Origin of the sequence: Sphingomonas arantia (assembly GCF_042682045.1) — a bacterium.
GTDB classification, from domain to species: Bacteria; Pseudomonadota; Alphaproteobacteria; order Sphingomonadales; family Sphingomonadaceae; genus Sphingomonas_R; species Sphingomonas_R arantia.
Genome location: NZ_JBHUGS010000001.1, coordinates 15,025 through 39,684, shown reverse-complemented (window position 1 = coordinate 39,684; position 24,660 = coordinate 15,025). Strand labels below are relative to the sequence as shown.

The following is a 24,660-nucleotide window of genomic DNA, read 5'->3' as shown; positions in this document are numbered from 1 at the left end:
GGGCGGGCTGACATAGTGAACGGTAGATCCTGAAGGAATTCGCATGCGTCGCTGGCTGACCCCCTCTTTGTTGTCCTCGTCCCTGCTCACCCCGCTGTTGCTGGTGCCGCATGCCGTCGCGGCGCAGGCGCCCGCCGCCGCGGTGGCGAAGCCGGCGGACCTCGTGGGTCAGGTGAAGATCCCGTACGAACAGTTCACGCTGCCCAACGGGTTGCGCGTGATCGTCCATACCGACCGCAAGGCGCCGGTGGTGGCGGTGTCCGTCTGGTATCATGTCGGGTCGAAGAACGAGCCGGCCGGCAAGACCGGTTACGCCCATCTGTTCGAGCATCTGATGTTCAACGGATCGGAGAATGCGCCGGGCGATTTCTTCGAGCCGCTCGAGCAGGTCGGCGCGACCGACTATAACGGCACGACCTATTACGACCGGACCAACTATTTCGAGACGGTGCCGACGCCGGCGCTGGCGCGTGCGCTGTGGCTGGAAAGCGACCGGATGGGGCACCTGCTGGGGGCGATCAACCAGAAGAACCTGACCAACCAGATCGGCGTGGTGCAGAACGAGAAGCGGTCGGGCGACAACCAGCCTTATGGCCTGGTCGACTACCGGATCGGCGAGACGCTGTACCCGGTCGGGCACCCGTACCGGCACAGCACGATCGGTTCGATGACCGACCTGTCCGCGGCGAGCATGGATGATGTGAAGGGCTGGTTCCGTAATAACTACGGGCCGAACAATGCGGTGCTCGTGCTGGCCGGCGATGTCGACGTCGCCACCGCACGCGCGCTGACCACCAAATATTTCGGCGACATCGCGCGCGGCCCGACGCCGCCCAAGGTCGTAGCACCCGTGCCGACGCTGCCCGCGCGGAAGGACGAGGTGATGCGCGACCGCGTCGCGACCACCCGCGTGCTGCGGACCTGGGCGGTGCCGGGGATGCTGGACAAGGATGCCGCCGCGCTGGACGTGGTGGGCGGCGTGCTGGGCGGCCTCGCCAGTTCGCGGCTCGACAACATCCTGGTGCGGGGCGAGAAGCTCGCCGTTGCGGTGTCGGCATCGTATAGCGGGTTCGAGGATGCCGGGCAGTTTTCGGTGTCGATGGACGTGCGGCCGAGCGTCGACCCGGCGGTGGCGGCCAAGCGGCTCGACGCGATCATCGCCGACTTCGTCCGCACCGGGCCGACCGCGGACGAGGTGTCGCGGTATGTGACCACCACCGCCGCGCGGCAGATCAAGGGGCTGGAGTCGGTCGGCGGGTTCGGTGGCAAGGCCGTCGCGCTGGCCGAGGGTGCGGTTTATGCGAACGACCCCGGTTTCTATGCCAAGCAGTTGGCGGCACTGGCCGCGGTGACGCCGGGCCAGGCCCAGGCGGTGGCGCAGAAGTGGCTGTCGCGCCCGGTCTATGCGCTGTCGATCGTGCCCGGCGCGCGGGAGAATTATGTCGAGGCGGCACCCGTGGCGGTGAAGACCGACGATGCCGCGACGACCGCCGCCGCCGGTCCGGTGGGGCGCGGCGGGTTGCCGACGGTCGGCACGATCAAGGAGCTGGAATTCCCGGCGGTGCAGCGCGCGACGCTGTCGAACGGCATGCAGATCGTCTACGCGCAACGGACCGCCGTGCCGGTGACCAAGGTGGCGATCAGTTTCGACGCGGGCAATGCGGCCGATCCGAAGGCGAAGCTCGGTACGCAATCGCTGATGCTGGCGCTGCTGGACGAGGGCACGAAGACGCGCAATTCGATCCAGATCGCGGAGGCGCAGGAACGGCTGGGTGCCGACATCGGTGCGCGCGCATCAATGGACCGGACGACGGTGTCGCTCGACGCGCTGACCGCCAATCTGGCGCCGTCGCTCGACCTGATGCAGGATATCGTGCGGAACCCGGCCTTCGCGCCGGCGGAGGTCGATCGGTTGCGCAATACGCAGCTGGCGCGGATCGCATCCGAACTGACGCAGCCGCAGGGCGTGGCGCTGCGCACGCTGCCGGTCGTGCTGTACGGGCCGAACCATCCCTATGCCGTGCCGTTCAGCGGGACGGGTGACCCGGCGGTGGTCGCCAAGCTGACCCCGGCGGACATGGCGGCGTTCCACCGCGCCTGGATCCGGCCGGACGGGGCGAAGATCTTCGTCGTGTCGTCCGCCCCGCTGGCAAGCGTGCAGGCGATGCTGGAGCAGAGTTTCGGCAGCTGGCGCGCGCCGGCGGTGCCGCGCGTGACGAAGGACCTGTCCGCGCCGACGCCGGCGCCGCGCGGGCGCATCCTGCTGATCGATCGGCCGCAGTCGCCGCAGTCGCTGATCCTGGGCGGCGCGGTGCTGGGGTACAAGGGCACGGACGACCTGACCCGGCTGGAGGTGGCGAACGACGTGCTGGGCGGGTCGTTCCTGTCGCGGCTGAACACCGACCTGCGTGAGACCAAGGGCTGGTCCTACGGCGTCAGCGGGTCGGTCAGCCGGCTGCTCGGGCCGGTGCCGTACCTGGTGTCCGCGCCGGTGCAGACCGACCGGACGGGCGCGTCGATCACCGCGCTGAAGGCCGACATGACCGCGTTTCTGACCAAGGACGGCGTCACGAAGGCGGAGCTGGAGCGGACGGTGAACGGCCGCGTGCGCGAACTGGCGGGGACGTTCGAGGGATCGGGCGACGTGCTGGGCGGGCTGCAGCGGATCGACCTGTATGGCTGGCGCGACGACCATTACCAGCGGCTGGCGGCGCAGTACCGCGCGCTGACCGCGCCGCAGCTGGACGCGGCGGCGCGGGCGGCGCTGGATCCGGCGAAGATCGTGTGGATCGTGGTGGGTGATGCCGCGAAGGTGCGGCCGCAGCTGGTGGAGACCGGGTTGCCGGTCGAGGTGGTGCCGGGGGCTGTTGCTGCTGAGTAGGGTTCAGGTTGCTTAGCCCCTCTCCTGAAGGAGAGGGGTTGGGGTGGGGGCAACAGCACCTCCCCTATGACCTCACCGTCTTGAAGCGCTCAGCCCCACCCCAACCCCTCCCCTGAAGGAGAGGGGCTGATGGGCTTGATGCTCCCCCTCCCTTTCATGGGAGGGGGCTGGGGGGTGGGTATTACCTCTTCGCCGCTGGGCGTTGGATTTCGGGGAGCTGTTGCACCCACCCCCAACCCCCTCCCTTGAAAGGGAGGGGGCTTGTCTGGTGCGCCTAGTCCAGCAGTCTTGTGACGTGGCCCATCTTGCGGCCGGGTCTGGCTTCGGCCTTGCCATACAGGTGCAGATGCGCGGTCGGGTCGGACAGGATTTCGTCCCAGGCGTTCGCCTGGTCGCCGATCAAATTGTGCATCTCGACGCGTGGGTGGACCGTGTCGGTCCCGCCCAGCGGCAGGCCGCACACCGCGCGGATGTGGTTTTCGAACTGCGAGGTGCGGGCGCCCTCGATCGTCCAGTGACCGCTGTTGTGGACGCGCGGCGCCATTTCGTTGAACACCGGGCCGGCGGCCGAGGCGAAGAATTCGCAGGCGAGCGTGCCGACATAGCCGAGCGCGTCGGCGATCCGGACGGCGGTGGCGGTGGCGTCCGCCGCTTGGCGCGCGACGATGCCGGTGGCGGGGACGACCGAGGTGGCGAGGATGCCGTCGACATGGGTGTTGTCGGGCGCGTCCCACGTCACGACCGCGCCGTCCTGTCCGCGGCAGAGCAGCACGGAGAATTCGCGGTCGAACGCGACATGGCCTTCGAGCACCGCGGGGGCTTGTCCGATCTGGTCCCAGGCGGCGTCGGCATCGGCGGGGGTGGCGAGGCGGCCCTGGCCCTTGCCGTCATAACCGAAGCGGCGTGTCTTGAGGATCGCGGGGGTGCCGACTGCGGCGATCGCGGCGTCGAGCCCGGCGCGGTCGTCGACTGCGGCCCAGGGTGCCACGGGCACGCCGAGGTCGGCGACGAACGTCTTTTCGGCCAGCCGGTCCTGCGCCACCGCGATGGCACGGGGGGAGGGGTGGAGCGGCACGACGGCGGCGAGCGCATCGAGTGCGGCGACCGGGATATTCTCGAACTCGTAGGTCGCGACGTCGACCGTGGCGGCGAAGGCGGCGAGCGCGTCGAGGTCGTCATAGCCGGCGCAGGTGAACTCCGCGGCGACCTCGGCCGCGGGTGAGTCCGCGTCGGGCGCGTAGATGTGGACGCGGTAGCCGAGCCGGGCGGCGGCGACGGCGAGCATGCGGCCGAGCTGCCCCCCGCCGACGATCCCGATGGTGGAGGCGGGCGGCAGCATCATTCGGGCGACTCCGCGACGGCGTCGGTCTGCGCCGTGCGCCAGGCGTCGAGCCGGGTGGCGAGTTCCGCATCGGTGGTGGCCAGGATCGCGGCGGCCAGCAGGGCGGCGTTGACCGCGCCCGCACGACCGATGGCGAGTGTGCCGACGGGGATGCCGGCGGGCATCTGGACGATCGACAACAGGCTGTCCATGCCGCTGAGCGCCTTGGATTCGACGGGGACGCCGAGCACGGGAAGGCGCGTCATGGCGGCGGCCATGCCCGGCAGGTGGGCCGCGCCGCCCGCGCCGGCGATCACGACGTGCAGCCCGCGCGCCGCCGCGGTGGTGGCGTAGTCGTACAGCCGTTGCGGCGTGCGGTGCGCGGACACGACCTTCGTTTCATGCGCGACGCCGAGCGCGGCGAGCGTGTCGGCGGCGTGGCGCATGGTTTCCCAATCGGACCGGCTGCCCATGATGATGCCGACGCGGGGGGTGGTGCCGAAAATGGCGCCGGGGATGGAGGAGGTGAGGTCGGTCATGCGATCTGGCCTTTGCGTATCCCCGCGGAGGCGGGGATCCAGTTCGGAGCGTGGAACTGGACTCCCCCCTGCGCGGGGGTACGGTCCGTTCGTTGCGGATCAGTCCGCGTTGCGTTCGTGGAGGTAGTAGCGTTCGACCGCGTTCAGATCGTCGTCGAGCTGGTAGACGATCGGCTTGCCGGTCGGGATTTCCAGGCTGGCGATGTCGGCGTCGGAGATGCCGGACAGGTGTTTGACGAGCGCGCGGAGCGAGTTGCCGTGGGCGGAGATGACGACGCGCTTGCCGGCGCGCAGTTCGGGGGCGATGCGGCTGTCCCAATAGGGTAGCACGCGCTCGATCGTGTCCTTCAGGCTCTCGCTCGACGGCACCGCGATGCCGGCATAGCGGCGGTCATGCGTCATGTCGTACTTGCCGCCGGCCTCCGACGGGGGTGGCGGCACGTCGAACGAGCGGCGCCAGATATGGACCTGTTCGTCGCCGTGGAGGGCGGCGGTCTCCGCCTTGTCGAGGCCGGTCAGGCCGCCATAGTGACGCTCGTTCAGCTGCCAGTCTTTCTCGATCGGCAGCCAGAGCCGGCCCATCGCCTCGAGCGCGATGTTCAGCGTCTTGATCGCGCGGGTCTGAACGCTGGTGAAGCCGATGTCGAAATCGAGCCCCGCGGCGGCCATCGCGACGCCCGCCTCACGCGCTTCGCGCACGCCCTGGTCGGTCAGGTTGACGTCCCACCAACCGGTGAAACGGTTTTCCAGGTTCCAGGCGGACTGGCCGTGGCGGATCAGGACGAGGGTCGGCATGCGGGCAGGCTCCGAAGATGTCAGCGCGCGCGGGGCGCGGGGATGGCGTCGATCATTTCCCATAGGGCGGCGAGGCAATCCTCGGCCAGCCGCATCGAACGCGCGGGCGACCAGCCGTATTGCGGATCGGGCAGGTCGTCATTGTCCTTGAACGGCATTTCCAGCGTGGTGGAGACGCAGCCATAGCGTTCGGCGAGCTGGTTGGTCGACATTGACAGGTTCGCCCGGCCGGGCGCGGTGACCGGGTAGCCGTGGCGCGTCTGGAAATCGGGCGTGCGGCGTTCCAGCGTGGCAAGGTAGCGCGTGTAGAGATCGCCTTGGGACTGCGTCCATGACGGGATGCCGTCGAACCCGGCGATGAAGACGTGCGGGATCGCCTCGTCCCCGTGGACGTCCATCGCGAACGCGACGCCGGTCCGGTCCATCGCGTTGCGGACGGCCAGGACCTCCGGGCTGCGCTCCGGCGTCGGATCATGCCATTCGCGGTTGAGGTTCACGCCCGCCGCATTGGTTCGCAGGTGGCCGCGGGCCGAACCATCGGGGTTCATGTTGGGCACGATGTGGAAGGTGCAGCGCTGGCGTAGCGCGCGCGCGATGGACGCCCCGGGGTCGGTGAGGAAGTCGAGCGCACCCTCCATCCACCACTCGGTCATGCTCTCGCCCGGATGCTGGCGCGCGTAGAGCCAGACGGGAAGCGGGCCGTCGCCGATGGTGAGGCAATCGATCGTCTGCCCATCGAGCGAATGGCCGAGCACGCTGGCGACGACGCCCGGTTTCGCCGCGGTGCGCGCGACGAGGTCGTGGTGGCGTTCCATCGAATAGGGCGCGAAATAGGCGAGCCACGCGCTGTCCGCGGTCGGGGTGTAGGTGATTTCGAGGATGCCATCGGTGTAGGTCGTCGGCGCCATTCGCCAGTCGGCCCGGTCCTCCGACACGCGTGCCGCATAGCCCGGCCAGCCGCCGGGATAGGCGGAGCCCGCGAGGTTGACGATCCGCAGCGTCACCGCCCGCCCGGCGGCACCGGACAGGCGGAAATGGAACCACTGGTAGAAATCCGAGTCGCGATCGGCGACGATTTCGAGATCGAAGACGTCGCCGCGCTGGTCCGTGACCCGGATGTTGCCGCTGTCGAAGGCGGCGCTGATGCTGGCAGTCATGTGGGGCAGGTCCGTTACTTTATCGTGATCGTGCGGCCCGATTCGCCGGGGAAGCCCTGGAACAGCGCCGCGGCGAGCATGCGCGCGGCGGTGACGGCGTCGGCGTTCTTCGCATCCGACCGGGCGGATTGCTGTGCGGTGCCTTCCCAGATGGCGGTTCCGTCCGACCGGCGTTTGAGCATGACCTTCATTTCGGTCATCGTGACGTAGCGCGAGCGTGCCTTGCCGACCGGGAAGCTGACCCCGCCGCCAAGCCCGATGCCGCCCCCGCCGCCGCGTCGCCCGCCGCCACCGGTGAAGCCGCCGCCGCCGAGGCCGATCGAGACCGGGGACTGCGCAATGCCGGCTTCGCGTGTGGTGCGGTTGAAATCGACGACCGCGACGAGTTCGGACGTGGCGACGCCGGGCGCGACGCGGAAGCCGAGCCGCGCGAGTTCGGCCCCGACCGCGGCGGCATAGGACTGGAATTCCAGCCCGCCGACCTGGCGCGGATCGCGCGGTTCGACCGCGATCTGGCCGGGGGCGATCGGCTGGTTCAGGTGGAAGCGCGTGACGCGCGTTTCGGGGCCGGGCGTGGCGCAGCCGGCGAGGGCGGCCAGCGTGGCGACCGCAAGCGTGCGGGCGATCATGTGTCTTGTCGGGGTTCGGCTCATCGGACGGTCCTCACGCTTCATCATGCCCTGCTGTGTTTCTCAGTGGCATGTGGTGCGGTGGCGTCAAGCACGACGTGGCGCCTTTGCCTTGACTCATGTCGGGGGGCCGCATAGGAGGCCGGCTTCTTTCGACAACCGATCAAGACAGACAAGGCGCGTACGGCCATGAAGATCCGCAATTCGCTCAAGTCCCTCAAGGGCCGTCATCGCGACAATCGCGTGATCCGTCGCCGTGGCCGGACCTACGTCATCAACAAGACGAACCGCCGCTTCAAGGCACGCCAGGGCTGATCTTTCCTCCCGCCTGATGGCGGGAGATGTGGTTCGCTGGGTCCGGGGACACCGATGGGTGTTTCCGGGATTTTTGCGTTTGGGGGTTGGTTTCTTCTGAGCCCCTCTCCTTTAGGGGAGGGGTTGGGGTGGGGGCAACAGCTCCTCCCCTGCTACCTCACCGGCTTGAAGCGCTCAGCCCCACCCCAACCCCTCCCCTGAAGGAGAGGGGCTTGCTTGGCTCGACGTCGGTCGTTTCTTACGACGTTGGATTCGTGGTGCTGTTGCACTCACCGCCAACCCAGTTTCACCGTCCAGCAGGTAAAACATGCCCCCGGCATGTTTTAGGGAGTGCCAGTGGCACTCCCGACCTGCTGGCCGGTGAAACTCTTGAAAGGGAGGGGGCTTAGAACATTACACTCGCTTGTAGTTCGCCAGTTCGTCGCCGGTCAGGCGGACGACGTGGAGGACGTTGGTGGCGCCGGGGGTGCCGAAGGGGACGCCGGCCATCACTATGATGCGGTCGCCGGCGGAGGCGACGCCGTGGCGGAGCGCCATGCGCTTGGACTTGGCGATCATCGCTTCGAAACTGTCGACGTCGCGGGTGAGCACGGCGTGCGCGCCCCAGAGGAGCCCGAGTCGGCGCGCGGTTTCGGGGACGGGGGTGAGGACGAGCAGCGGCACCGCGGGGCGTTCGCGTGCGACGCGGCGCGCCGTGGAGCCCGACGAGGTGAAACAGAGAATCGCCTTCGCGCCGATCGTCGTGGCGATCTCGTTCGCCGCGGCGGCGAGCGCGTCGGCGGTGGTGGGATCGGCCGGCGTCTGGGTGAAGTGGATGCGCGCGTTGTAGCCGGGGTCGGCCTCCACCGAGATGGCGATGCGCTCCATCATCGCGACCGATTCTTCCGGCCAGTCGCCGGCGGCGCTTTCGGCGGACAGCATGACCGCATCGGCACCGTCGTAAATCGCGGTCGCGACGTCGGACACCTCCGCCCGGGTGGGCGTGGGTGCGCGGATCATCGATTCGAGCATCTGCGTCGCGACCACGACGGGGCGGCCGAGCCGGCGGGCGGTTTCGACGATATGCTTCTGGAGGCGCGGGACCTCCTCGGGCGGCATTTCGACGCCGAGATCGCCGCGCGCGACCATGACCGCGTCGGCGAGTTCGAGGATCTCCTCGAGCCGGTCGACCGCGGCGGGCTTCTCGATCTTGGCGAGCAGCGAGGCGCGGCCGCCGATCAGGCTGCGCGCCTCGGCGACGTCCTCGGGCCGCTGGACGAAGGAGAGCGCGATCCAGTCGGCCTTCTGCTCCAGCGCGAAGGCCAGGTCGCGGCGGTCTTTCTCGGTCAGCGCGGCCATTGGCAACACGACGTCGGGGACGTTCAGCCCCTTGGAATTGGACAGCGCGCCGCCGACCTCGACCACCGTGTCGATCCGGTCGGGCGCGCAGGCGGTGACGCGCAGCACGAGCTTGCCGTCGTCGAGCAGCAGCCGCGCGCCGACCGCGATCGCTTCGAAGATCTCGCGGTGCGGGAGCGACACGCGGGTGGTGTCGCCGGGGGTGGGATCTCGGTCGAGCACGAACGGGTCGCCGACCTTGAGCACGACGATGCCGCCGTCGAAAGCGCCGACGCGCAGTTTCGGACCCTGCAGATCGAACAGGATGGTGGTCGGGCGACCATATTCCTGTTCGAGCGAGCGGATCGCGGCGACGACGGTGGCCTTGTCGGCATGCGCACCGTGACTCATATTGATGCGGAACGCGTCGGCACCGGCCAGGTAGAGCTTACGGATCATCGCCAGATCGGCGCTGGCGGGGCCGAGCGTTGCTAGGACGCGGACCTTGCGTGCCCGCGGACGGAGCGACGGGGCAGCACCGCTGGCACTGGCGTCGGCGGCGGACATCGGATCGACCAAGACGGTTTCCTCTTTCAGATAAGGACAGCGACCGACTAGGCGGTTTGCGGGCCCCGGGCAAACGATGGAGTGCAGCATGAGCGAGATTAAGGTCGATACGATTCCCGACGCGGTGGCGGCCGCCGCCTTCCGCCGGCTGGTGGCCCATCTGCGCCACCGCGACGACGCACAGAATGTCGATATCATGGGGCTGGCCGGGTTCTGCCGGAACTGCCTGGGCGACTGGGTGGCGGAGGCGTCCGACGGCACGATCGACCGTGAGGCCGGGCGCGCCGCGGTGTACGGGATGCCCTATTCGGAATGGAAGGCGGCGCATCAGCAGCCCGCGACGCCGGAGCAGATCGCGCGGATGGAAGAGAGTTTGAAGCTTAATCCGTAGGGGTCTTCTGAAGCCCCTCTCCTTCAGGGGAGGGGTTGGGGTGGGGGCAACAGCACCATGCCCACAGCCTCACCGGCTTGAAGAGCTCAGCCCCACCCCAAACCCCTCCCCTGAAGGAGAGGGGCTTTCGGTTGTGAAGCCTCTCCGAGTCACGCACTTGATCGGAGGGGGCGCATGCCCGTAGGAGCGGCGTTCTTTGGGATCGGGGAGACTGACCATGGGTGACGACAATGTCGCCGCCGACCAGCTGCGGCTGTTCATCGAGCGCATCGAGCGGCTGGAAGAAGAGAAGAAGGGCATGGCCGACGACATCAAGGATGTCTATCTGGAGGCCAAGGCGACCGGGTTCGTGCCGGCGACGATGAAGACCATCGTGCGGCTGCGCAAGATGGAGAAGGATGCGCGCGACGAAATGGACGCGCTCGTCGAAACCTATCGCAACGCGCTCGGCCTGCACTAGAACAGGCGCAGACGGACGGCACCGGGCGATACGGCGCCGGGCCGGTGGAGGGGCGGCATGACGACGGCGAAGCGGCGGGGACGGCGCACGACGGGCGCCTGGGTGCAGGCGGCGATCGACGTGCTGCGCGGGTTGCCCGCCGGGTTGTGGCTGGTTGCCGCGCTGGTGGTGATCGGCGTCACGCTGTTCCGGCTGGGCACCGCGGCGGCGCCGGGCGATGCACCCGATATCACCGCCGCGATCGCCGCGACTGCGCAGTTGATCGCGCTGCTGCTGCTCAATTTCGTGCTGTACCGCGCCGCGGCGGGCATCCATCCGACGAGCCTGGCGGGCGGGCCGCTGTTGCGGTTCGGCGCGGTGCTGGCCGGCACGATCCTGTTCACGCTGCTGCCGCTGGCGGCGGCGAAGGCGTTGCTGCCGGCGGGTGCGCGGCTGGCCGACGTGTGGCTGTGGTCGTTTGCGGCGACGACGTTCGCCAACGTCGTACTGCTGCCGCTTGCGCCGTGGATCGCGGCGCTGGCGATCGGCGACCGGACGCTGGGGCCGGGTGGCGGGTGGCAGGTGTTGCGCGGGCGGCTGGTGACCTTTGCCGGCGCGTATCTGGCGGTGGTGGCACCGTGTTTCGCGGTGCACCTGATGCTGACGATGCTGCTCGATGCGCCGGGGTCGGCGCTGGCCGGGACCGCGTTGATTGGGATCGTGTTCATCGATTCGGCGGCGTCGCTGGCGCAGCTCGTGCTGACCGTGGCGCTGGGCGTGGCCGCGTGGCGGTTGCACGAGGCCGGACGGGCACGCTAGACAGCGCGTTTCCAGATAATATGAGGCGAGCAGCCGCACATGGCCGGCCATTCCAAGTTCAAGAACATCATGCACCGCAAGGGCGCGCAGGATAAGAAGCGTTCGTCGCTCTTTTCCAAGCTGAGCCGCGAGATCACGGTGGCGGCGAAAAGCGGCCTGCCCGATCCGGACATGAACGCGCGGCTGCGCTCCGCCGTGCTGGCGGCACGCGCGCAGTCGATGCCCAACGACAATATCCAGCGCGCGATCAACAAGGCGTCGAGCACGGATTCGGAGAATTACGAGGAGATCCGTTACGAAGGGTTCGGCCCGGGTGGCGTGTCGCTGATCATCGAGACGCTGACCGACAACCGCAACCGCACCGTGACCAACGTGCGGACCGGGATGGCAAAGAACGGCGGCAACATGGGCGCGAGCGGATCGGTGTCGCACGGGTTCGACCGGATGGGGCTGATCTCCTATCCCGCCAAGGCGGGCAGTACGGACGCCGTGTTCGAGGCGGCGCTGGAAGCGGGCGCGGAGGATGTGCAGTCCTCGGACGAGGGCCACGAGATCTGGACCGCAGTGGCCGACCTGCACGAGGTGGCGCGCGCGCTGGAGGCCGTGCTGGGCGAGGCGGAAGGCGCGAAACTCGCCTGGCGCCCGCAGACGATGGTGACGGTCGACGAGGCGGACGCCGCGACGCTGATGAAGCTGATCGACGTGCTGGACGACGATGACGACGTGCAGACGGTGTGGGGGAATTATGACGTTCCCGAGGATGTGATGGAGCGTTTGGGGGGGTGATCTTCTTCAAGCCCCCTCCCTTTCAAGGGAGGGGCTGGGGGTGGGTGCTACGTGGGAGGCGGTCACGGCGCTCAGGATCAATCCGAGGCTCGGTGGCTTTGCCCGTGACATGCGGAAGGAACCGACGCCGTTCGAGGAGGCGCTGTGGTTGCAGTTGCGCGGCTCGCGGCTGGCCGGGCTCAAATTCCGGCGGCAGACGGTGATCGGGTCGGTGATCGTGGACTTCTTCTGTCCGGCGATCGGGTTGGTCGTCGAGGTCGACGGCGATACGCATGACGCGGCGGTCGATTCTGCACGCGATACCTGGCTTGGTGAACGGGGATTTACGGTTTTGCGGTTTTCCAACGCGGATGTGGGGCGGAATTTGAACGGGGTGTTGGAGGCGATTGTGTTGGCGGCCGGGGCCTGCCGGGCACGTTTCACCCACCCCCCGGCCCCCTCCCTTGAAAGGGAGGGGGAGTGATGGGTTTGCGCTGGTCCCGCGCCTCATGATCTTGCTCGGGCTCGATCCCGGTCTCGGGACCACGGGCTGGGGCGTGATTTCCGCGGAGGGGAATCGGCTGTCTCATGTCGCAAACGGGCAGATCAAGACGGAGCCGGGGATGCAGTTGCCGCGGCGGTTGACGTTGTTGTTCGAGGCGTTGGGGGCGGTGATCCGGACGTATCAGCCGGGTGGGGCGGCCGTTGAGGAAGTGCTTGGCAATAGCAACGCGCAGTCGACGTTGAAGCTGGGGCAGGCGCGCGGGGTGGTGTTGCTGGCCGCGGCCACCGCGGGCGTGGCGATCGGCGAATATCATCCGAGCATCGTCAAGAAGGCGGTGGTAGGGACGGGCGGTGCGGACAAGAAGCAGATCCAGGCGATGATGGCGCATTTGCTGCCCGGTGCGAAGCTGGCGGGGCCGGATGCGGCCGATGCGCTGGCGGTGGCGATCACCCATGCGCATCATCTGGCGAGCGCGCGGGCGTTGGCCCGTAGGGTCATCCCGTCATGATCGCGCGGCTGACGGGCGTGCTGGCCGAGAGCGCGGCGGACCATGCGGTGATCGACGTGGGCGGCGTCGGGTATCTCGTCTGGATGTCGACGCGCGCGCTGGCGGCGTTGGGGCCGGTTGGGGGCCAGGTGATGGTGTTCACCGAATTGCAGGTCCGCGAGGATGCGATGACGCTCTACGGCTTTGCCAGCGGGGCGGAGCGCGACTGGTTCCGGCTGCTGACGTCGGTGCAGGGCGTGGGCGGGCGCGTGGCGCTGGCGATCCTGTCGGTGCTGGAGCCGGTGGAGCTGGTCCGCGCGGTCGCGGCGGGCGACAAGGCGATGGTGGCGCGCGCCAATGGCGTTGGGCCGAAGCTGGCGATCCGGATCATCACCGAGCTGAAGGACAAGACCGGCGGGATCGTGCTGGGGCCGGGCATGACCGCGCCGCAGGTGAAGGGATCGGCGGCGGGCGATGCGTTGTCGGCGCTGGCGAACCTGGGGTTCCGGCCGGTCGAGGCGTCCGCGGCGGTGACCGCGGCGGAAGAGGAACTGGGGCCGGGCGCGACGCTGGATGCGCTGGTCCGACTGGCGCTGAAGAAGGCGGCGCGGCCGGTCTGAGGTTGGGCTGAGCAGGGATGGGCCTGCGGGGGGCTGGTTCGGCGTGATGACTTCGGCACGCACCCGGCCAGGAGAGCGTCCGTGCTATCTGCCGCACGAACAGCGTGTTGGGCGACGACGCTCGACGTCCCGAGACAAGCGCTGTTGCAGGAGTGCAACAGTGTCGCGCGGGTGTGCGATCGAGACATGGTTTGTCACAAATGCATCGCAATCGCCGCATAGCGGGCGTGCTTGGGGGTAGCGGGGTCGCGTCGGGTGGACGATGGACGCGCCCCTGGGGGAAGACCGTGTCGCGCATCGTTTCGAAGTCTCTCGTTCTCGCCGGTATTGGTCTGGCCGCGCTGGTCGCGCCCGGGTTGGCGGCAGCGCAGGCGGTGGCGCCGGCAAGCGACAGCGCCGGGCTGGAAGACATTGTCGTGACCGCGGAGCGCCGGTCGGAGAATCTGCAGCGCGTGCCGGTGTCGGTGGGTGTCGTGCGCGGCGAGGATCTGCGCGCTTACACCAGCGGGGGCGACGACACGCTGCTCGCGCTCGCGGGGCGGGTGCCGAGCCTGTACGCCGAGACGACGACGGGGCGGATCTTTCCGCGTTTCTACATCCGCGGGCTCGGCAATATCGATTTCTACCTCGGCGCGTCGCAGCCGGTGTCGATCATCCAGGACGATGTCGTGCTGGAGCATGTCGTGCTGAAATCTAACCCGGTCTATGACGTGGGTCAGATCGAGGTGCTGCGCGGGCCGCAGGGGTCGCTGTTCGGGCGGAACACGACGGCGGGCATCATCAAGTTCGACACGCTGCGCCCGACGCAGACGTTCGAGGGTCGCGCGCAGGCGACGTACGGATCGTACAACACGGTGACGTTCGACGGCGGCGTGGGTGGGCCGATCGTGCAGGACAAGGTCGCGATCCGGGTGTCCGGGCTGTACCAGCACCGCGACGATTATGTCGACAACCGTTACGAGGGCGCCAGCGCCGACGGCACGGTGACGCCGAAGAAGAACGCGATGGGCGGTTTCGACGAGCGTGACGCGCGGTTGCAGGTGCTGCTGACGCCGACCGAGACGCTGTCGATCCTGGCATCGGCCCATGCGCGCGATTACGATGGCACATCGACCCTGTTCCTGCGCCAGGGGCTGGTGAAGGGGTCGAACGATCCGATCGCGCCGCGCAACTCCGTCATCTACGACGAGGCGAACAATAATCCGCAGGCGTACAAGACCTATGGCGGGTCGTTGAAGGCCGGGCTGGACCTGGGCGGCGCCACGCTGACGTCGATCACCGCGTACGAGACGACGAGCGGGTACAGCCGCGGCGATACCGATGGCGGTGCGGCGTCGGTCTATCCGGTCAACGGCGTAGCGAACGGTTTCGGCCAGTCGCAGGGTCAGATCCGCGACCTTGACCAGTGGACGCAGGAGCTGCGGCTGGCGAGCGACGATGCCGGGCGGTTCCGCTGGCAGGTCGGCGGCTTCTACTTCGACAGCCGCGACACGACCGATTTCTACCAGCGCGCATTCTTCCTGACGACGGCGGGGCGCAACCCGAACAACTGGGTGCGGTTGAACAACGTCAACACGAGCTGGGCACTGTTCGGGCAGGCGAGCTATGCCATCACCGACAAGCTGACCATCACCGCCGGCGCGCGCGAGACGAAGGATACCAAGAAGACGCGGCTGGTGAAGACCGCCGATACCGCGGCGGGTGCCGTGACCTATACCGGCCGGCGTTTCGTGCGGCTGTCGGACACGAAGCCGAGCTGGGACGTGAGTGCGCTGTACGAGGCGAGCCCGGAGGTGAGCCTGTATGCGCGCGTGGCGCGCGGCTTCCGCGGGCCGACGATCCAGGGGCGGTCGGCAGTGTTCAATTCCGACTTCACCACGGCGGATTCGGAGACGAACACGTCGTACGAGGCGGGGATCAAGACGCGGCTGTTCGACAACAAGCTGCGCCTGAACGCGACCGGCTTTGCGTACCGCGTGAAGAACATCCAGCTGAACGGCAACGACGTGAACGGCAACGGCGTGCTGTTCAACGCGGACAAGGCGGACGGTTACGGGTTCGAGGCGGATGCCGAACTGCGCCCGATCCCGAACCTGTCGCTGACGGCCGGGGTCAGCCTGCTCCATACCGAGATCAAGGATCCGAACGTCTATGCGCAGGTCTGCCAGCTGAACGGCGTGGTGGTGTGTACGGTGAACGATCCGACGATCCGGGTCGGGGCGAACACGTTCGCGTCGATCGACGGCAACCCGCTGCCCAACGCGCCGAAATATAATCTGAACTTCGCGGCGCGGTACGACGTGCCGCTGGGCAATGGCGGGCGGGCGTTCGTCGCGACCGACTGGAACATGCAGGGCTATACGAACCTGGTGCTGTACCGGACCGACGAATTCTACGCGAAGGACAATTTCGAGGGCGGCGCGCGGATCGGGTACGAGGCGGCCGGCGGCGCGTACGAGATCGCGCTGTTCGCGCGGAACATCACGAAGGAAAAGAACCTGAAGGGTGTGATCGAGAACTATATGGCCGCGGTGTATAACGAGCCGCGCGTATTGGGCGTGTCGCTGTCGGGGCGGTTCTAGGCGACTCGGACCCTGCTTCGCGCCACGCAATTGCGAGGGGCAGGGTGCCCGCGTGCTTTTGCGAATCGGTGGGTATCGATCGCGGGGGTGACCCCGCGGACTTCGGCGTAATGCCCGCGCGGAAGCAGGATCCGCGAGATGATCGACCGGCAGACAATAGTCGTGCGCCATTATAAAGGATTATTCACCTGCGTTAAGACGTGGCGCCGCCAATTTTGGGAGACAAGGTCATCTTTTGTGCGGAGTGAAACGTCATGAACGGACTCAACCCCGACGACCTTGCTGAAATCATCGCGCGTGAGGAAGCCGCCGCGGCGGCCGCGAAGTGCGAACGTTCCTGGCAGGCCCACAGTGCGCTGGCACAGAATTACCGCCGGCAGCTGCATCAGGACATGACGGACAACGCGGTCCCGCGCTTCGCTACCGCCTGACCGGCCGAAACGGCGAATAACATAGATTAATTTTAACGGGAACGAAGCGTGGCCGCGCTCGCTTCGCATGGGTGCCTACGTATTTCCTCCACCTGCATGAGGGCGGGTTCGTCGTCGAAGACGAGGAAGGCACGACGCTTGCCGACGATGGGTGCGCACGCATCGCGGCGGTTCGGGCGGCCCGCGATGTGCTGGCCGGTGCCGTGCGGGAGGGGCGGTTGCCGCTCGACGACCGGATCGTCGTGACCGATCAGGCCGGGCGGACCGTTGTATCGATCACGCTGGGCGCAGCGGTGGGGCATCCTGGCTAGGTCCACGGCGTCAGGCGGCGTCGGTGATCCGCGGTGCCGGGCTGTCGAGCAACAGGAACGCCGGGTCGAAGTCGCCGACCGAGACGAGCTTGTCCCAGTCATAAACCGTGACGACACCGGACCGCAGATCGGCGACCGACGCGGTGCGCAGTTCCTTCAGCGTGCGGTTGACGTGGACGCTCGTCAGGCCCGTCGCATCGCCAAGATCCCACTGCGTGATCGGTAACGGGAAGGACGTGCGGCTGCCGATCCCCGCCTGCTCGCACCGAATCGCCATTTCGCAGAACAGATGCGCGATCCGCGACAATGCGTTGCGGCGGCCGACGTTCACGACCCATTCCGAAAAGATCGACCCGTCCACGACGCAGTCGCGCCACAGCGCCTCCGCCACGCCAGGGTGGCGCCCGGCGAGGCGGCGGACGTCCGCGTGGGGAATCTGCAGAATCGTGGTGGTTGTGAGCGCGCCGATGCCCCAGCCCGCCCGGGGGCTGACCACCGATGGCAGATCGGCCATGTCGCCGGTGATGTAGAGACCGGAAATCTGCCGCAGACCATCGCCATTCTGGCCGAACCGGCCCACCAGACCATCGACGATCAGGCAGCTATGGTCGATCAGATCGCCGACCCGGACGAAATCGGTATGCGCGGCGTAGCGTTTGAGATGGCCGCCGAGCTCGAGCAGGCCGCTCACCTCGTCGTTGGTCAGGCACGAGCGTGACGCGAGGCGTTTCACGAAAAGTCGGAGGGCCGCAGCCTGTGGGGTCACGATCGATATACTCCGGCCAAAAGGCGGGAGCACATAAGTCTCACAGCCACCGACGCCCAAAGACGCTGCCGATGATGAACGCGTCTACCATGGTTCGGTGCATCCACCTAACGCATCAGCCGATCGGTTCATCGCAATGCCCGTCCGTCCGGGTGGCGCGCAAATCGGATGTCCGTTGCGCCGGAATCGGCCCCTTCGGTTTGGAACAGACCCAAAACGCGCTAAGGCCGCGGCATGATCGACGACGACGACCGCATGGTGACCCCCGCCCGCCGCCCCGAGGATGTCGACGCGGCGCTGCGCCCCAAGACGCTCGACGATTTCGTGGGGCAGAAGGCGGCGCGCGAGAATCTGCGCGTGTTCGTGTCGGCGGCCAAGGCGCGCGGCGATGTGCTCGACCATGTGCTGTTCTTCGGTCCGCCAGGCCTCGGCAAGACGACGCTGGCGCAGATCGTGGCGCGTGAGATGGGGGTCGGGTTCCGCGCGACGTCCGGCCCGGTGATCGCGAAGTCGGGCGATCTGGCCGCACTGCTGACCAACCTGGAGGACGGCGACGTCCTGTTCATCGACGAGATTCACCGGCTGAACCCCGCGGTGGAGGAGGTGCTGTATCCCGCGATGGAGGACCGCGCGCTCGACCTGATGATCGGCGAGGGACCGTCGGCACGGAGCGTGCGGATCGATCTGCCGCGCTTCACGCTGGTCGGGGCGACAACGCGGCAGGGCTTGCTGACAACGCCGTTGCGCGACCGGTTCGGGATCCCGATCCGGCTGCAATTCTATTCGGTCGAGGAACTGGAGCGCGTGGTGACGCGCGCGGCGGGGCTGCTCGGCATGGCGATTTCGGCGGACGGCGCGGTGGAGATCGCCCGGCGGGCACGGGGGACGCCGCGGATCGCCGGACGGTTGCTGCGCCGGGTGCGCGATTTCGCCGATGTGGCGGGCGCGTCGGTGGTGGACGCGAAGGTGGCGGACGGCGCGCTGACCCGGCTGGAAGTCGATTCGCTGGGGCTGGACGCGATGGACCGGCGCTACCTGCTGATGATCGCCGACATCTATCGCGGCGGGCCGGTGGGGGTGGAGACGTTGGCCGCGGGCCTGAGCGAGCCGCGCGACACGATCGAGGAAGTGATCGAGCCCTATCTGATCCAGCTCGGCCTCGTCGCGCGAACGGCGCGCGGGCGCTGCCTCAATTCGCGCGCGTGGGGGCATATCGGCCTGCCGGAGCCCGAGGGGACGGTCGTGCAAGGCGGGTTGTTCGAGGGGTAGCGCGCGCGCCGCCGCCGCGTGTTGCCCAAAGGACCCTGTGGTTATCGGGTGTCCGGGATCAACGACTGCACAGTGTTGGACAACGTCCCGGTAAATTTGAACTGACCGCTGGTGCAGGTCGCAACCAGCAGAGCTTCGGCACCGGGCGTGAATTTGGCTCTTGAGACCTTCTCCCCGACGACGATCGTCACATCACCCGATTTTGTCACGGAAAACAGAAACGGAATCGTACCGGTTGCGGCAACCTTTCCTTCCGGGGTTTCCGTTATGTCTTCTCCGTTCTTCGTAATGAGGGTGACGTCCAATGCATCAGCGTCGTCAGACGGGGCATCGACCTGGAATCCTACGCTGCTCGCGTCGCCCGGACTGGCGATCCTCAGGCTGCCGGATGGAACATACTCGTTTGAGCGCATCCGTAGCGCGGACACGGTCCCGATCATTGTGAAGGGCAAGGCCGTTTTCTGCGTCTTCAACTCGAATTGATCGACGGGCGCATCGCACTGGAGAATGACAGGCGTCTTCGCCGTTGCGATCCATGGGACCGTGATTCCCGAAAGCAACGTCGCAGTTAAGCAGGCAGTTCTACGGACGCTCAACGTTGTCATTCCCTCTTAATCCGTATGAGCCGTCGGCGTAGCACCAAGCGAGTGAATTGAACCAGCCTGGTCGATGGTTGTCGTGAGAACAGGAGTATGCCGACCGTCGGCAATTGGCGGATAGGGCATTCGATCGAGCGCCTGCAACGCTGTGACGAGTCCACCGGCGTTGGCGTTGTCGTGCAGCGGTAAGCCACGGCAACCACTCCCGTGAAGGCCGGGGGCCTTGGTGCAGTAGGGTTGGTGGAATCGGGTTGTCTCGTTTTCGTTAACCGCTAGACCCGCCGGAATGGTGAGGGACGATCTGGACCGGCCCTATACGGGGGGCTTTGTGGGCGCGGAGCACCGGTTTGCGGTGCGCGTGTACTTCGAGGACACCGATCTGACCGGGGTCGTCTACCACGCCAATTACCTGCGTTACATGGAACGCGCACGGTCCGACATGCTGCGTGCGGCCGGGATCGACCAGCGCGCGGCGCAGGACGACGGGACCGGCGCCTACGCGGTCGCGGACCTGGCGATCCGTTACATCCGGCCGGCGCGGCTGGACGATGCGGTGCAGGTGGTCAGCCGCGTGGTGCGGGTCGGCGCGGCATCGTGCGCCATTCATCAGACAGTCATGCGCGGTGACGAGGTTCTGGCGACGGCGGAGGTGACCGCGGCATTCCTGTCGCCCGCCGGCCGGCCGCGCCGCCAACCGCGCGACTGGGTAGAGATTTTCGAACGACTGACAAAGGACGACAGGGGCGCATGACCGGTATCGAAGTGACGACGAGCGCATCCATGCTGTCGCCGATCACGCTCTTCCTGCAGGCGGACATCATCGTGAAGGCGGTGATGATCGGCCTGACGCTGGCCAGCATCTGGACGTGGGTGATCATCATCGGCCACGGCATGAAGCTGCGCCGCGTGGGGGCGAAATCGGAGGCGTTCGAGCGCGATTTCTGGAAGGCGGAGGACGTCGACCGACTGTACGACGGCGCGGGCAAGGAAGATTTGCCGTCGGCGCGGGTGTTTTCAGCCGGCGTCAGCGAATGGCGGCGGTCGACCGCAGGCAAGGTGGTGGACCGCGAGGGCACGCGCAGCCGGCTGGCGACCGCAATGGCGGCATCGGTCGGCGCGGAGATGGACCGGTTGTACGACCGGATCAGCATCCTGGCGACGATCGGGTCGGTGGCGCCGTTCGTGGGGCTGTTCGGCACGGTGTGGGGCATCATGCGGGCGTTCACCGATATTGCGGGCAAGCAGTCGACCAATCTGGCCGTGGTGGCACCGGGCATCGCGGAGGCGCTGTTCGCGACCGCGCTGGGCCTGTTCGCGGCGATCCCCGCGGTGATCGCGTACAACCGCCTGACGCACCGGCTGAACCGGTTCGAGGCGAAGCTGAACCGCTTTGCCGACGGGTTCCATGCGACGCTGAGCCGGGAGCTGGAGGCGTGAGGCGTTTGGCGTTTCTGAAGCCCCTCTCCTTTAGGGGAGGGGTTTGGGGTGGGGCTGACCGCTTCAACCCTGCAACGTCACCGGCGTGGAGCTGTTGTCCCCACCCCAACCCCTCCCCTGAAGGAGAGGGGCTCTAGTTATGGCGATGGGTCCTATTTCCGGACGCGGGTCGAACGGTCGGCGGGCGCCGATGGCGGAGATCAACGTCACGCCGCTGGTCGACGTGATGCTGGTGTTGCTGATCATCTTCATGGTGACCGCGCCCTTGCTGACCGCGGGCGTGCCGGTGGAGCTGCCGGAGAGCCGCGCGGGCGGGCTGGAGCAGGAGCAGGAGCCGATCCAGCTCTCGCTCGACGGGCAGGGCCGCGTGTTCATCGGCGAGACCGAGGTATCGGATGCCGACCTGCCCGGGCGACTGGCGCAGGCGGCGGCGGACGGCGCGGGCAAGAACCCGCCGCAGGTGTTCCTACGCGCCGACCGGCATCTCGATTATGGCCGCGTGATGAAGGTCATGGGCGAGCTGAACGCCGCGGGGCTGAACAAGGTCGCGCTGGTGACGGTCGGGGCCGAAGTGTCCGGTGGCGGGGCGGCGGGTGCCGTGTCGACCGGCGACGCCGCGGCGGGCGCACGCTGACCCGATGACGATGGAACGGTCGGAGAAGGCGGGCCTCGCCATATCGCTTGCGGCGCATGCGGCGTTGCTGGCGGTGCTGTCGCTGGGGCTGCTTGCGCCGAAACCGCTGCCGCCCAAGCCGGTGAGCGACCCGATCGATATCCAGTTCGCCGACGAGGTCGGGCTGGTGTCCGGCGCGCCGGAGCCGGCGACCGAGGTGCCGGCGCAGTCGGAAGCGCCCGAGCTGGGCAAGCCCGAGGAAGCATCCGCCGCGGAGGCCGAGCCCGCGCCGCCCGAACCGCGCCCGACGCCGCCGCCGCCCGCCCCGGAGCCGGACCCCGTTCCGGTGCCGAAGCCCAAGCCGACCCCGCCGGCCCCCGCGCCGACGCCGAAACCCACACCGAAACCAAAACCGAAGCCCACCCCCGCGCCGAAACCGGTACCAAAACCCGTGCCCAAGCCGGTGGTGAAGCCGACGCCGAAACCGACCCCCGCAAAGGCGAAGCCGACACCGGCCAAGCCCGCGCCCGCGAAGGCTGCGCCCGCCAAGGCCGCCCCGAGCAAGGCGGCGCCGTCCAAGGCTGCTCCGTCGAAGGCGGCACCGTCCAAGAGCAATGGGCGACCCGCACCCGGCAAGGCGGCGACCGCGACGGCGAAGGCCGGGGCGGGCAACGGCAAGCGGACCGCGGGTGCGGCGCTGGGCGATGATTTCCTGAAGGGGATCACCGCGGAGAAGAGCGACAGCAAGACGCAGGCGCCGCGCGCCGCGACGGTCAGCGCGACGCAGATGGCGGGGCTGGTCGGCGCGATCCAGCGGCAGTTGTTGCCATGTGCGGACCGGCGGTCGAGCCCCGGGCCGGGATCGAACCGGATCGTGACGCGGATGCGGTTGCAGTTCCGGAAGGACGGGACGCTGGCGACCGCGCCGACCGTGCTGGGCCAGACCGGCACGGATGACGAGAATGGCCGTTACGCCACGCGCGTCGGCGAACTGGCGATCGGCATCGCGCGCGAATGTTCACCCCTGAAACTGCCCCCCGAACTCTACGAGGTCGGAAACGGGCAGGGTTGGAACGATATCGTGATACGCTACAAGCTGCCCGGATGAGGATGGACATGACGCGCACCCTTTCGATCATGCTCGCGCTGCTGGCTTCCGGGACCGCGGTCGCGCAGACGCCGCCGCCCGCACCGGCTGCGGCCCCCGCCGGCGCGTCCAGCGGACCGCTCGAGGTCGACGTGGTCGGCGGTATTTCCGCGCCGATGCCGATCGCGGTGCCGGTGATGCCGACGCCCGCCGCGGCCGGCACACCCGCCGGCGACACCGCGTCGCTGGGGCGGCAGGTGTCGGAGATCATCACCAACGACCTGCGCAACAGCGGGCTGTTCACGCCGCTGGTCGGGTCCGCACTGCGCGCCGTATCGTTCCCGCAGGTGACCGCGCCGGACTTTGCCGGATGGGGCAGCACGGGCGCGCAGGCGCTGGTGCAGGGGTTCGTGCAGGCCAATGGCGACGGGACGCTGACCGTCGGCTGCTATCTGTACGATGTGTTCGCGCAGACCGAACTGACGCGGCAGGGCTTCGTCGTGCCGCCCGCGCAGTGGCGGCGCGCGGCGCACAAATGCGCGGATCAGGTCTATACCCGGCTGAGCGGCGAGGGGCCGTATTTCGACAGCCGCGTGGTCTATGTGTCCGAGACGGGCCCCAAGACGCGGCGGCTGAAGCGGCTGGCGGTGATGGACCAGGACGGTGCGAACCACCGGTTCCTGACCAACGGCCGGTCGATCGTGCTGACGCCCCGGTTTGCGCCGAACCAGCAGACGATCGCGTACATGTCGTTCGAGAACGACCGGCCGCGAATCTATGTCTACGACGTCGGCAGCGGCAAGCAGCGGCTGGTGGTGAACCAGCCGAACATGACGTTCGCACCGCGTTTCTCGCCGGACGGCCGGTCGATCGTGTTTTCGATGTCGGTGAACGGCAATACCGACATCTACCGCGTCCCGACCAGCGGGGGCACGCCGCAGCGGCTGACGACGTCGCCGGGCATCGACACGGGTGCGAGCTACTCGCCGGACGGCAGCCGGATCGTGTTCGAGAGCGACCGGTCGGGCGGGCAGCAGCTGTACGTCATGGGCGCGGACGGATCGGGGCAGAACCGGATCAGCTTCGGCGGCGGGCGCTACGGCACGCCGGTGTGGAGTCCGCGCGGCGACCTGATCGCGTTCACCAAGATCGGCGGCGGGTTCCGGATCGGCACGATGACGCCGGGCGGCGGCAACGAGACCATCCTGACGAATGCGTGGCAGGACGAGGGGCCGAGCTGGTCCCCCAACGGCCGCGTCATCCTGTTCTTCCGGACGGGGCAGGGCAGTGGGAAAGCGGATCTGTGGTCGGTCGACCTGACCGGCAAGAACCTGCGCCCGGTGCCGACCCCGCTCGATGGGTCCGATCCTGCGTGGGGGCCGTTGCTGCCCTGATGCATCCGCACGACAGATTGGCGGCCGAAGCGGGGCCGCGAATGTTCAAGGGAGACCGAACATGCACCATCTGACGAAACTGGCCCTGGCCGGCACCATGCTTGTCGCCGTCGCGGGTTGCGCGAAGAAGAAGCCCGCGGTCCTGCCGCCGGCACCCGCCGGTGCGGGCATGATCGACGACGGCACCAACAATGCGCCGACCGGCGGCGCGATCGGTGGTGCCGCGGTGCCCGGCAGCCGCGCAGACTTCATCGCGCAGGCGGGCAGCGACACGGTGCTGTTCGTGACCGACAGTTCCGACGTCGATTCCGAAGCGCAGTCGATTCTGCTGCGTCAGGCGCAGTGGCTGCAGCGCAACCCGAACGTCCGCGTGACGGTGGAGGGGCATTGCGACGAGCGCGGGACGCGCGAGTACAACCTGGCGCTGGGCGATCGTCGGGCGAACTCGGCGAAGAACTTCCTGGCGTCGAACGGTGTGGACGCGAGCCGGATCTCGGTCATCAGTTACGGCAAGGAACGGCCGGTCGCGACCGGTTCGGACGAGAGCGCCTATGCGCAGAACCGCCGCGCCGTGACGGTGGTGCCGGTCGGCGCGGGTTCCATGTGATTTCGCCCGAGGCCAGG

27 protein-coding genes are annotated in these 24,660 nt (G+C 68.0%); 19 read left to right on the top strand and 8 right to left on the bottom strand.

Features of this window, described 5'->3' with window-relative positions:
• The first annotated feature begins 43 nt into the window (after positions 1-43).
• Positions 44-2,881, top strand: coding sequence for a M16 family metallopeptidase (locus ACFSGX_RS00225; RefSeq protein ID WP_380926564.1), 2,838 nt, complete (start codon positions 44-46; stop codon positions 2,879-2,881).
• A 274-nt stretch (positions 2,882-3,155) separates the two neighbouring features.
• Here ACFSGX_RS00225 and ACFSGX_RS00220 read toward each other — a convergent pair whose 3' ends face one another.
• From ACFSGX_RS00220 to ACFSGX_RS00200, 5 genes are all read right to left on the bottom strand, one after another.
• Complete coding sequence (locus ACFSGX_RS00220; RefSeq protein ID WP_380926562.1) at positions 3,156-4,223, bottom strand: 5-(carboxyamino)imidazole ribonucleotide synthase; 1,068 nt, start codon at positions 4,221-4,223, stop codon at positions 3,156-3,158.
• Positions 4,220-4,741, bottom strand: a complete 522-nt coding sequence (gene purE, locus ACFSGX_RS00215) for a 5-(carboxyamino)imidazole ribonucleotide mutase (protein WP_380926560.1) — start codon at positions 4,739-4,741, stop codon at positions 4,220-4,222. Before purE ends, ACFSGX_RS00220 begins: the two co-directional genes overlap by 4 nt.
• Before the next feature lie 99 nt (positions 4,742-4,840).
• Entirely contained in the window at positions 4,841-5,536 is a 696-nt protein-coding gene (gpmA, locus tag ACFSGX_RS00210) for a 2,3-diphosphoglycerate-dependent phosphoglycerate mutase (protein WP_380926558.1), read from the bottom strand.
• A gap of 20 nt (positions 5,537-5,556) precedes the next feature.
• Entirely contained in the window at positions 5,557-6,693 is a 1,137-nt protein-coding gene (locus ACFSGX_RS00205) for a M14 family metallopeptidase (protein ID WP_380926556.1), read from the bottom strand.
• Between the two features lie 14 nt (positions 6,694-6,707).
• Positions 6,708-7,346, bottom strand: coding sequence for a DUF4136 domain-containing protein (locus tag ACFSGX_RS00200; RefSeq protein WP_380926554.1), 639 nt, complete (start codon positions 7,344-7,346; stop codon positions 6,708-6,710).
• Between the two features lie 165 nt (positions 7,347-7,511).
• Between ACFSGX_RS00200 and ykgO the strand changes: the two genes are divergently transcribed.
• Positions 7,512-7,637 (top strand): type B 50S ribosomal protein L36, encoded by a 126-nt coding sequence (ykgO, locus tag ACFSGX_RS00195; protein ID WP_004210176.1) that lies wholly within the window; start codon positions 7,512-7,514, stop codon positions 7,635-7,637.
• A 393-nt stretch (positions 7,638-8,030) separates the two neighbouring features.
• On the opposite strand, the gene pyk is transcribed toward ykgO, so the two are convergent.
• A complete protein-coding gene (gene pyk / locus ACFSGX_RS00190) occupies positions 8,031-9,521 on the bottom strand; it encodes a pyruvate kinase (RefSeq protein ID WP_380928172.1) in 1,491 nt (496 codons plus the stop codon).
• A gap of 88 nt (positions 9,522-9,609) precedes the next feature.
• Between pyk and ACFSGX_RS00185 the strand changes: the two genes are divergently transcribed.
• The 10 genes from ACFSGX_RS00185 to ACFSGX_RS00140 all read left to right on the top strand — a co-directional run bounded on the left by ACFSGX_RS00185 (position 9,610) and on the right by ACFSGX_RS00140 (position 16,871).
• Positions 9,610-9,912 carry a DUF1244 domain-containing protein gene (locus tag ACFSGX_RS00185; RefSeq protein WP_380926552.1) on the top strand — a complete coding sequence of 101 codons (303 nt, stop codon included), beginning with the start codon at positions 9,610-9,612 and terminating at the stop codon, positions 9,910-9,912.
• Between the two features lie 217 nt (positions 9,913-10,129).
• The gene (locus ACFSGX_RS00180; RefSeq protein WP_157176566.1) at positions 10,130-10,372 is read left to right on the top strand and encodes a DUF2312 domain-containing protein; all 243 of its coding nucleotides are present in this window, start codon (positions 10,130-10,132) and stop codon (positions 10,370-10,372) included.
• 57 nt (positions 10,373-10,429) lie between these two features.
• Positions 10,430-11,170, top strand: coding sequence for a hypothetical protein (locus ACFSGX_RS00175; protein ID WP_380926549.1), 741 nt, complete (start codon positions 10,430-10,432; stop codon positions 11,168-11,170).
• A gap of 39 nt (positions 11,171-11,209) precedes the next feature.
• Entirely contained in the window at positions 11,210-11,956 is a 747-nt protein-coding gene (locus ACFSGX_RS00170; protein ID WP_380926547.1) for a YebC/PmpR family DNA-binding transcriptional regulator, read from the top strand.
• 109 nt (positions 11,957-12,065) lie between these two features.
• Positions 12,066-12,419 (top strand): endonuclease domain-containing protein, encoded by a 354-nt coding sequence (locus ACFSGX_RS00165; protein WP_380926545.1) that lies wholly within the window; start codon positions 12,066-12,068, stop codon positions 12,417-12,419.
• Positions 12,420-12,444: 25 nt separating this feature from the next.
• Positions 12,445-12,948, top strand: a complete 504-nt coding sequence (gene ruvC, locus ACFSGX_RS00160) for a crossover junction endodeoxyribonuclease RuvC (RefSeq protein ID WP_157176562.1) — start codon at positions 12,445-12,447, stop codon at positions 12,946-12,948.
• Complete coding sequence (gene ruvA / locus ACFSGX_RS00155) at positions 12,945-13,547, top strand: Holliday junction branch migration protein RuvA (protein WP_380926543.1); 603 nt, start codon at positions 12,945-12,947, stop codon at positions 13,545-13,547. The genes ruvC and ruvA overlap by 4 nt, the downstream gene beginning before the upstream one ends.
• 287 nt (positions 13,548-13,834) lie before the next feature.
• Positions 13,835-16,129: a TonB-dependent receptor gene (locus tag ACFSGX_RS00150; protein ID WP_380926541.1), complete on the top strand. Its 2,295-nt coding sequence runs from the start codon at positions 13,835-13,837 to the stop codon at positions 16,127-16,129.
• A gap of 254 nt (positions 16,130-16,383) precedes the next feature.
• Positions 16,384-16,560 (top strand): hypothetical protein, encoded by a 177-nt coding sequence (locus ACFSGX_RS00145; protein WP_380926539.1) that lies wholly within the window; start codon positions 16,384-16,386, stop codon positions 16,558-16,560.
• A 71-nt stretch (positions 16,561-16,631) separates the two neighbouring features.
• On the top strand, positions 16,632-16,871 hold the full coding sequence (locus ACFSGX_RS00140) for a DUF6894 family protein (protein WP_380926537.1): 240 nt from the start codon (positions 16,632-16,634) through the stop codon (positions 16,869-16,871).
• Positions 16,872-16,881: 10 nt separating this feature from the next.
• Here the strand turns inward: ACFSGX_RS00140 and ACFSGX_RS00135 are convergent, their stop codons facing one another.
• Positions 16,882-17,604 (bottom strand): Crp/Fnr family transcriptional regulator, encoded by a 723-nt coding sequence (locus ACFSGX_RS00135; protein ID WP_380926535.1) that lies wholly within the window; start codon positions 17,602-17,604, stop codon positions 16,882-16,884.
• A 267-nt stretch (positions 17,605-17,871) separates the two neighbouring features.
• Here ACFSGX_RS00135 and ruvB point away from each other — a divergent pair, with 267 nt between their 5' ends.
• The gene (gene ruvB, locus ACFSGX_RS00130; protein ID WP_380926533.1) at positions 17,872-18,906 is read left to right on the top strand and encodes a Holliday junction branch migration DNA helicase RuvB; all 1,035 of its coding nucleotides are present in this window, start codon (positions 17,872-17,874) and stop codon (positions 18,904-18,906) included.
• 41 nt (positions 18,907-18,947) lie between these two features.
• Here ruvB and ACFSGX_RS00125 read toward each other — a convergent pair whose 3' ends face one another.
• Positions 18,948-19,379: a hypothetical protein gene (locus ACFSGX_RS00125; protein WP_380926531.1), complete on the bottom strand. Its 432-nt coding sequence runs from the start codon at positions 19,377-19,379 to the stop codon at positions 18,948-18,950.
• A 412-nt stretch (positions 19,380-19,791) separates the two neighbouring features.
• Between ACFSGX_RS00125 and ybgC the strand changes: the two genes are divergently transcribed.
• The 6 genes from ybgC (at position 19,792) to pal (ending at position 24,643) form a co-directional block, all read left to right on the top strand.
• A complete protein-coding gene (ybgC, locus tag ACFSGX_RS00120) occupies positions 19,792-20,256 on the top strand; it encodes a tol-pal system-associated acyl-CoA thioesterase (protein WP_380926530.1) in 465 nt (154 codons plus the stop codon).
• A complete protein-coding gene (gene tolQ, locus ACFSGX_RS00115) occupies positions 20,253-20,942 on the top strand; it encodes a protein TolQ (protein ID WP_380926528.1) in 690 nt (229 codons plus the stop codon). Before ybgC ends, tolQ begins: the two co-directional genes overlap by 4 nt.
• A gap of 139 nt (positions 20,943-21,081) precedes the next feature.
• Positions 21,082-21,576, top strand: a complete 495-nt coding sequence (gene tolR, locus ACFSGX_RS00110; RefSeq protein WP_380926526.1) for a protein TolR — start codon at positions 21,082-21,084, stop codon at positions 21,574-21,576.
• Between the two features lie 4 nt (positions 21,577-21,580).
• On the top strand, positions 21,581-22,663 hold the full coding sequence (locus ACFSGX_RS00105) for a cell envelope biogenesis protein TolA (RefSeq protein ID WP_380926525.1): 1,083 nt from the start codon (positions 21,581-21,583) through the stop codon (positions 22,661-22,663).
• 29 nt (positions 22,664-22,692) lie between these two features.
• Entirely contained in the window at positions 22,693-24,036 is a 1,344-nt protein-coding gene (tolB, locus tag ACFSGX_RS00100) for a Tol-Pal system beta propeller repeat protein TolB (RefSeq protein WP_380928171.1), read from the top strand.
• Positions 24,037-24,097: 61 nt separating this feature from the next.
• The gene (gene pal / locus ACFSGX_RS00095; protein WP_380926523.1) at positions 24,098-24,643 is read left to right on the top strand and encodes a peptidoglycan-associated lipoprotein Pal; all 546 of its coding nucleotides are present in this window, start codon (positions 24,098-24,100) and stop codon (positions 24,641-24,643) included.
• Positions 24,644-24,660 lie beyond the last annotated feature (17 nt).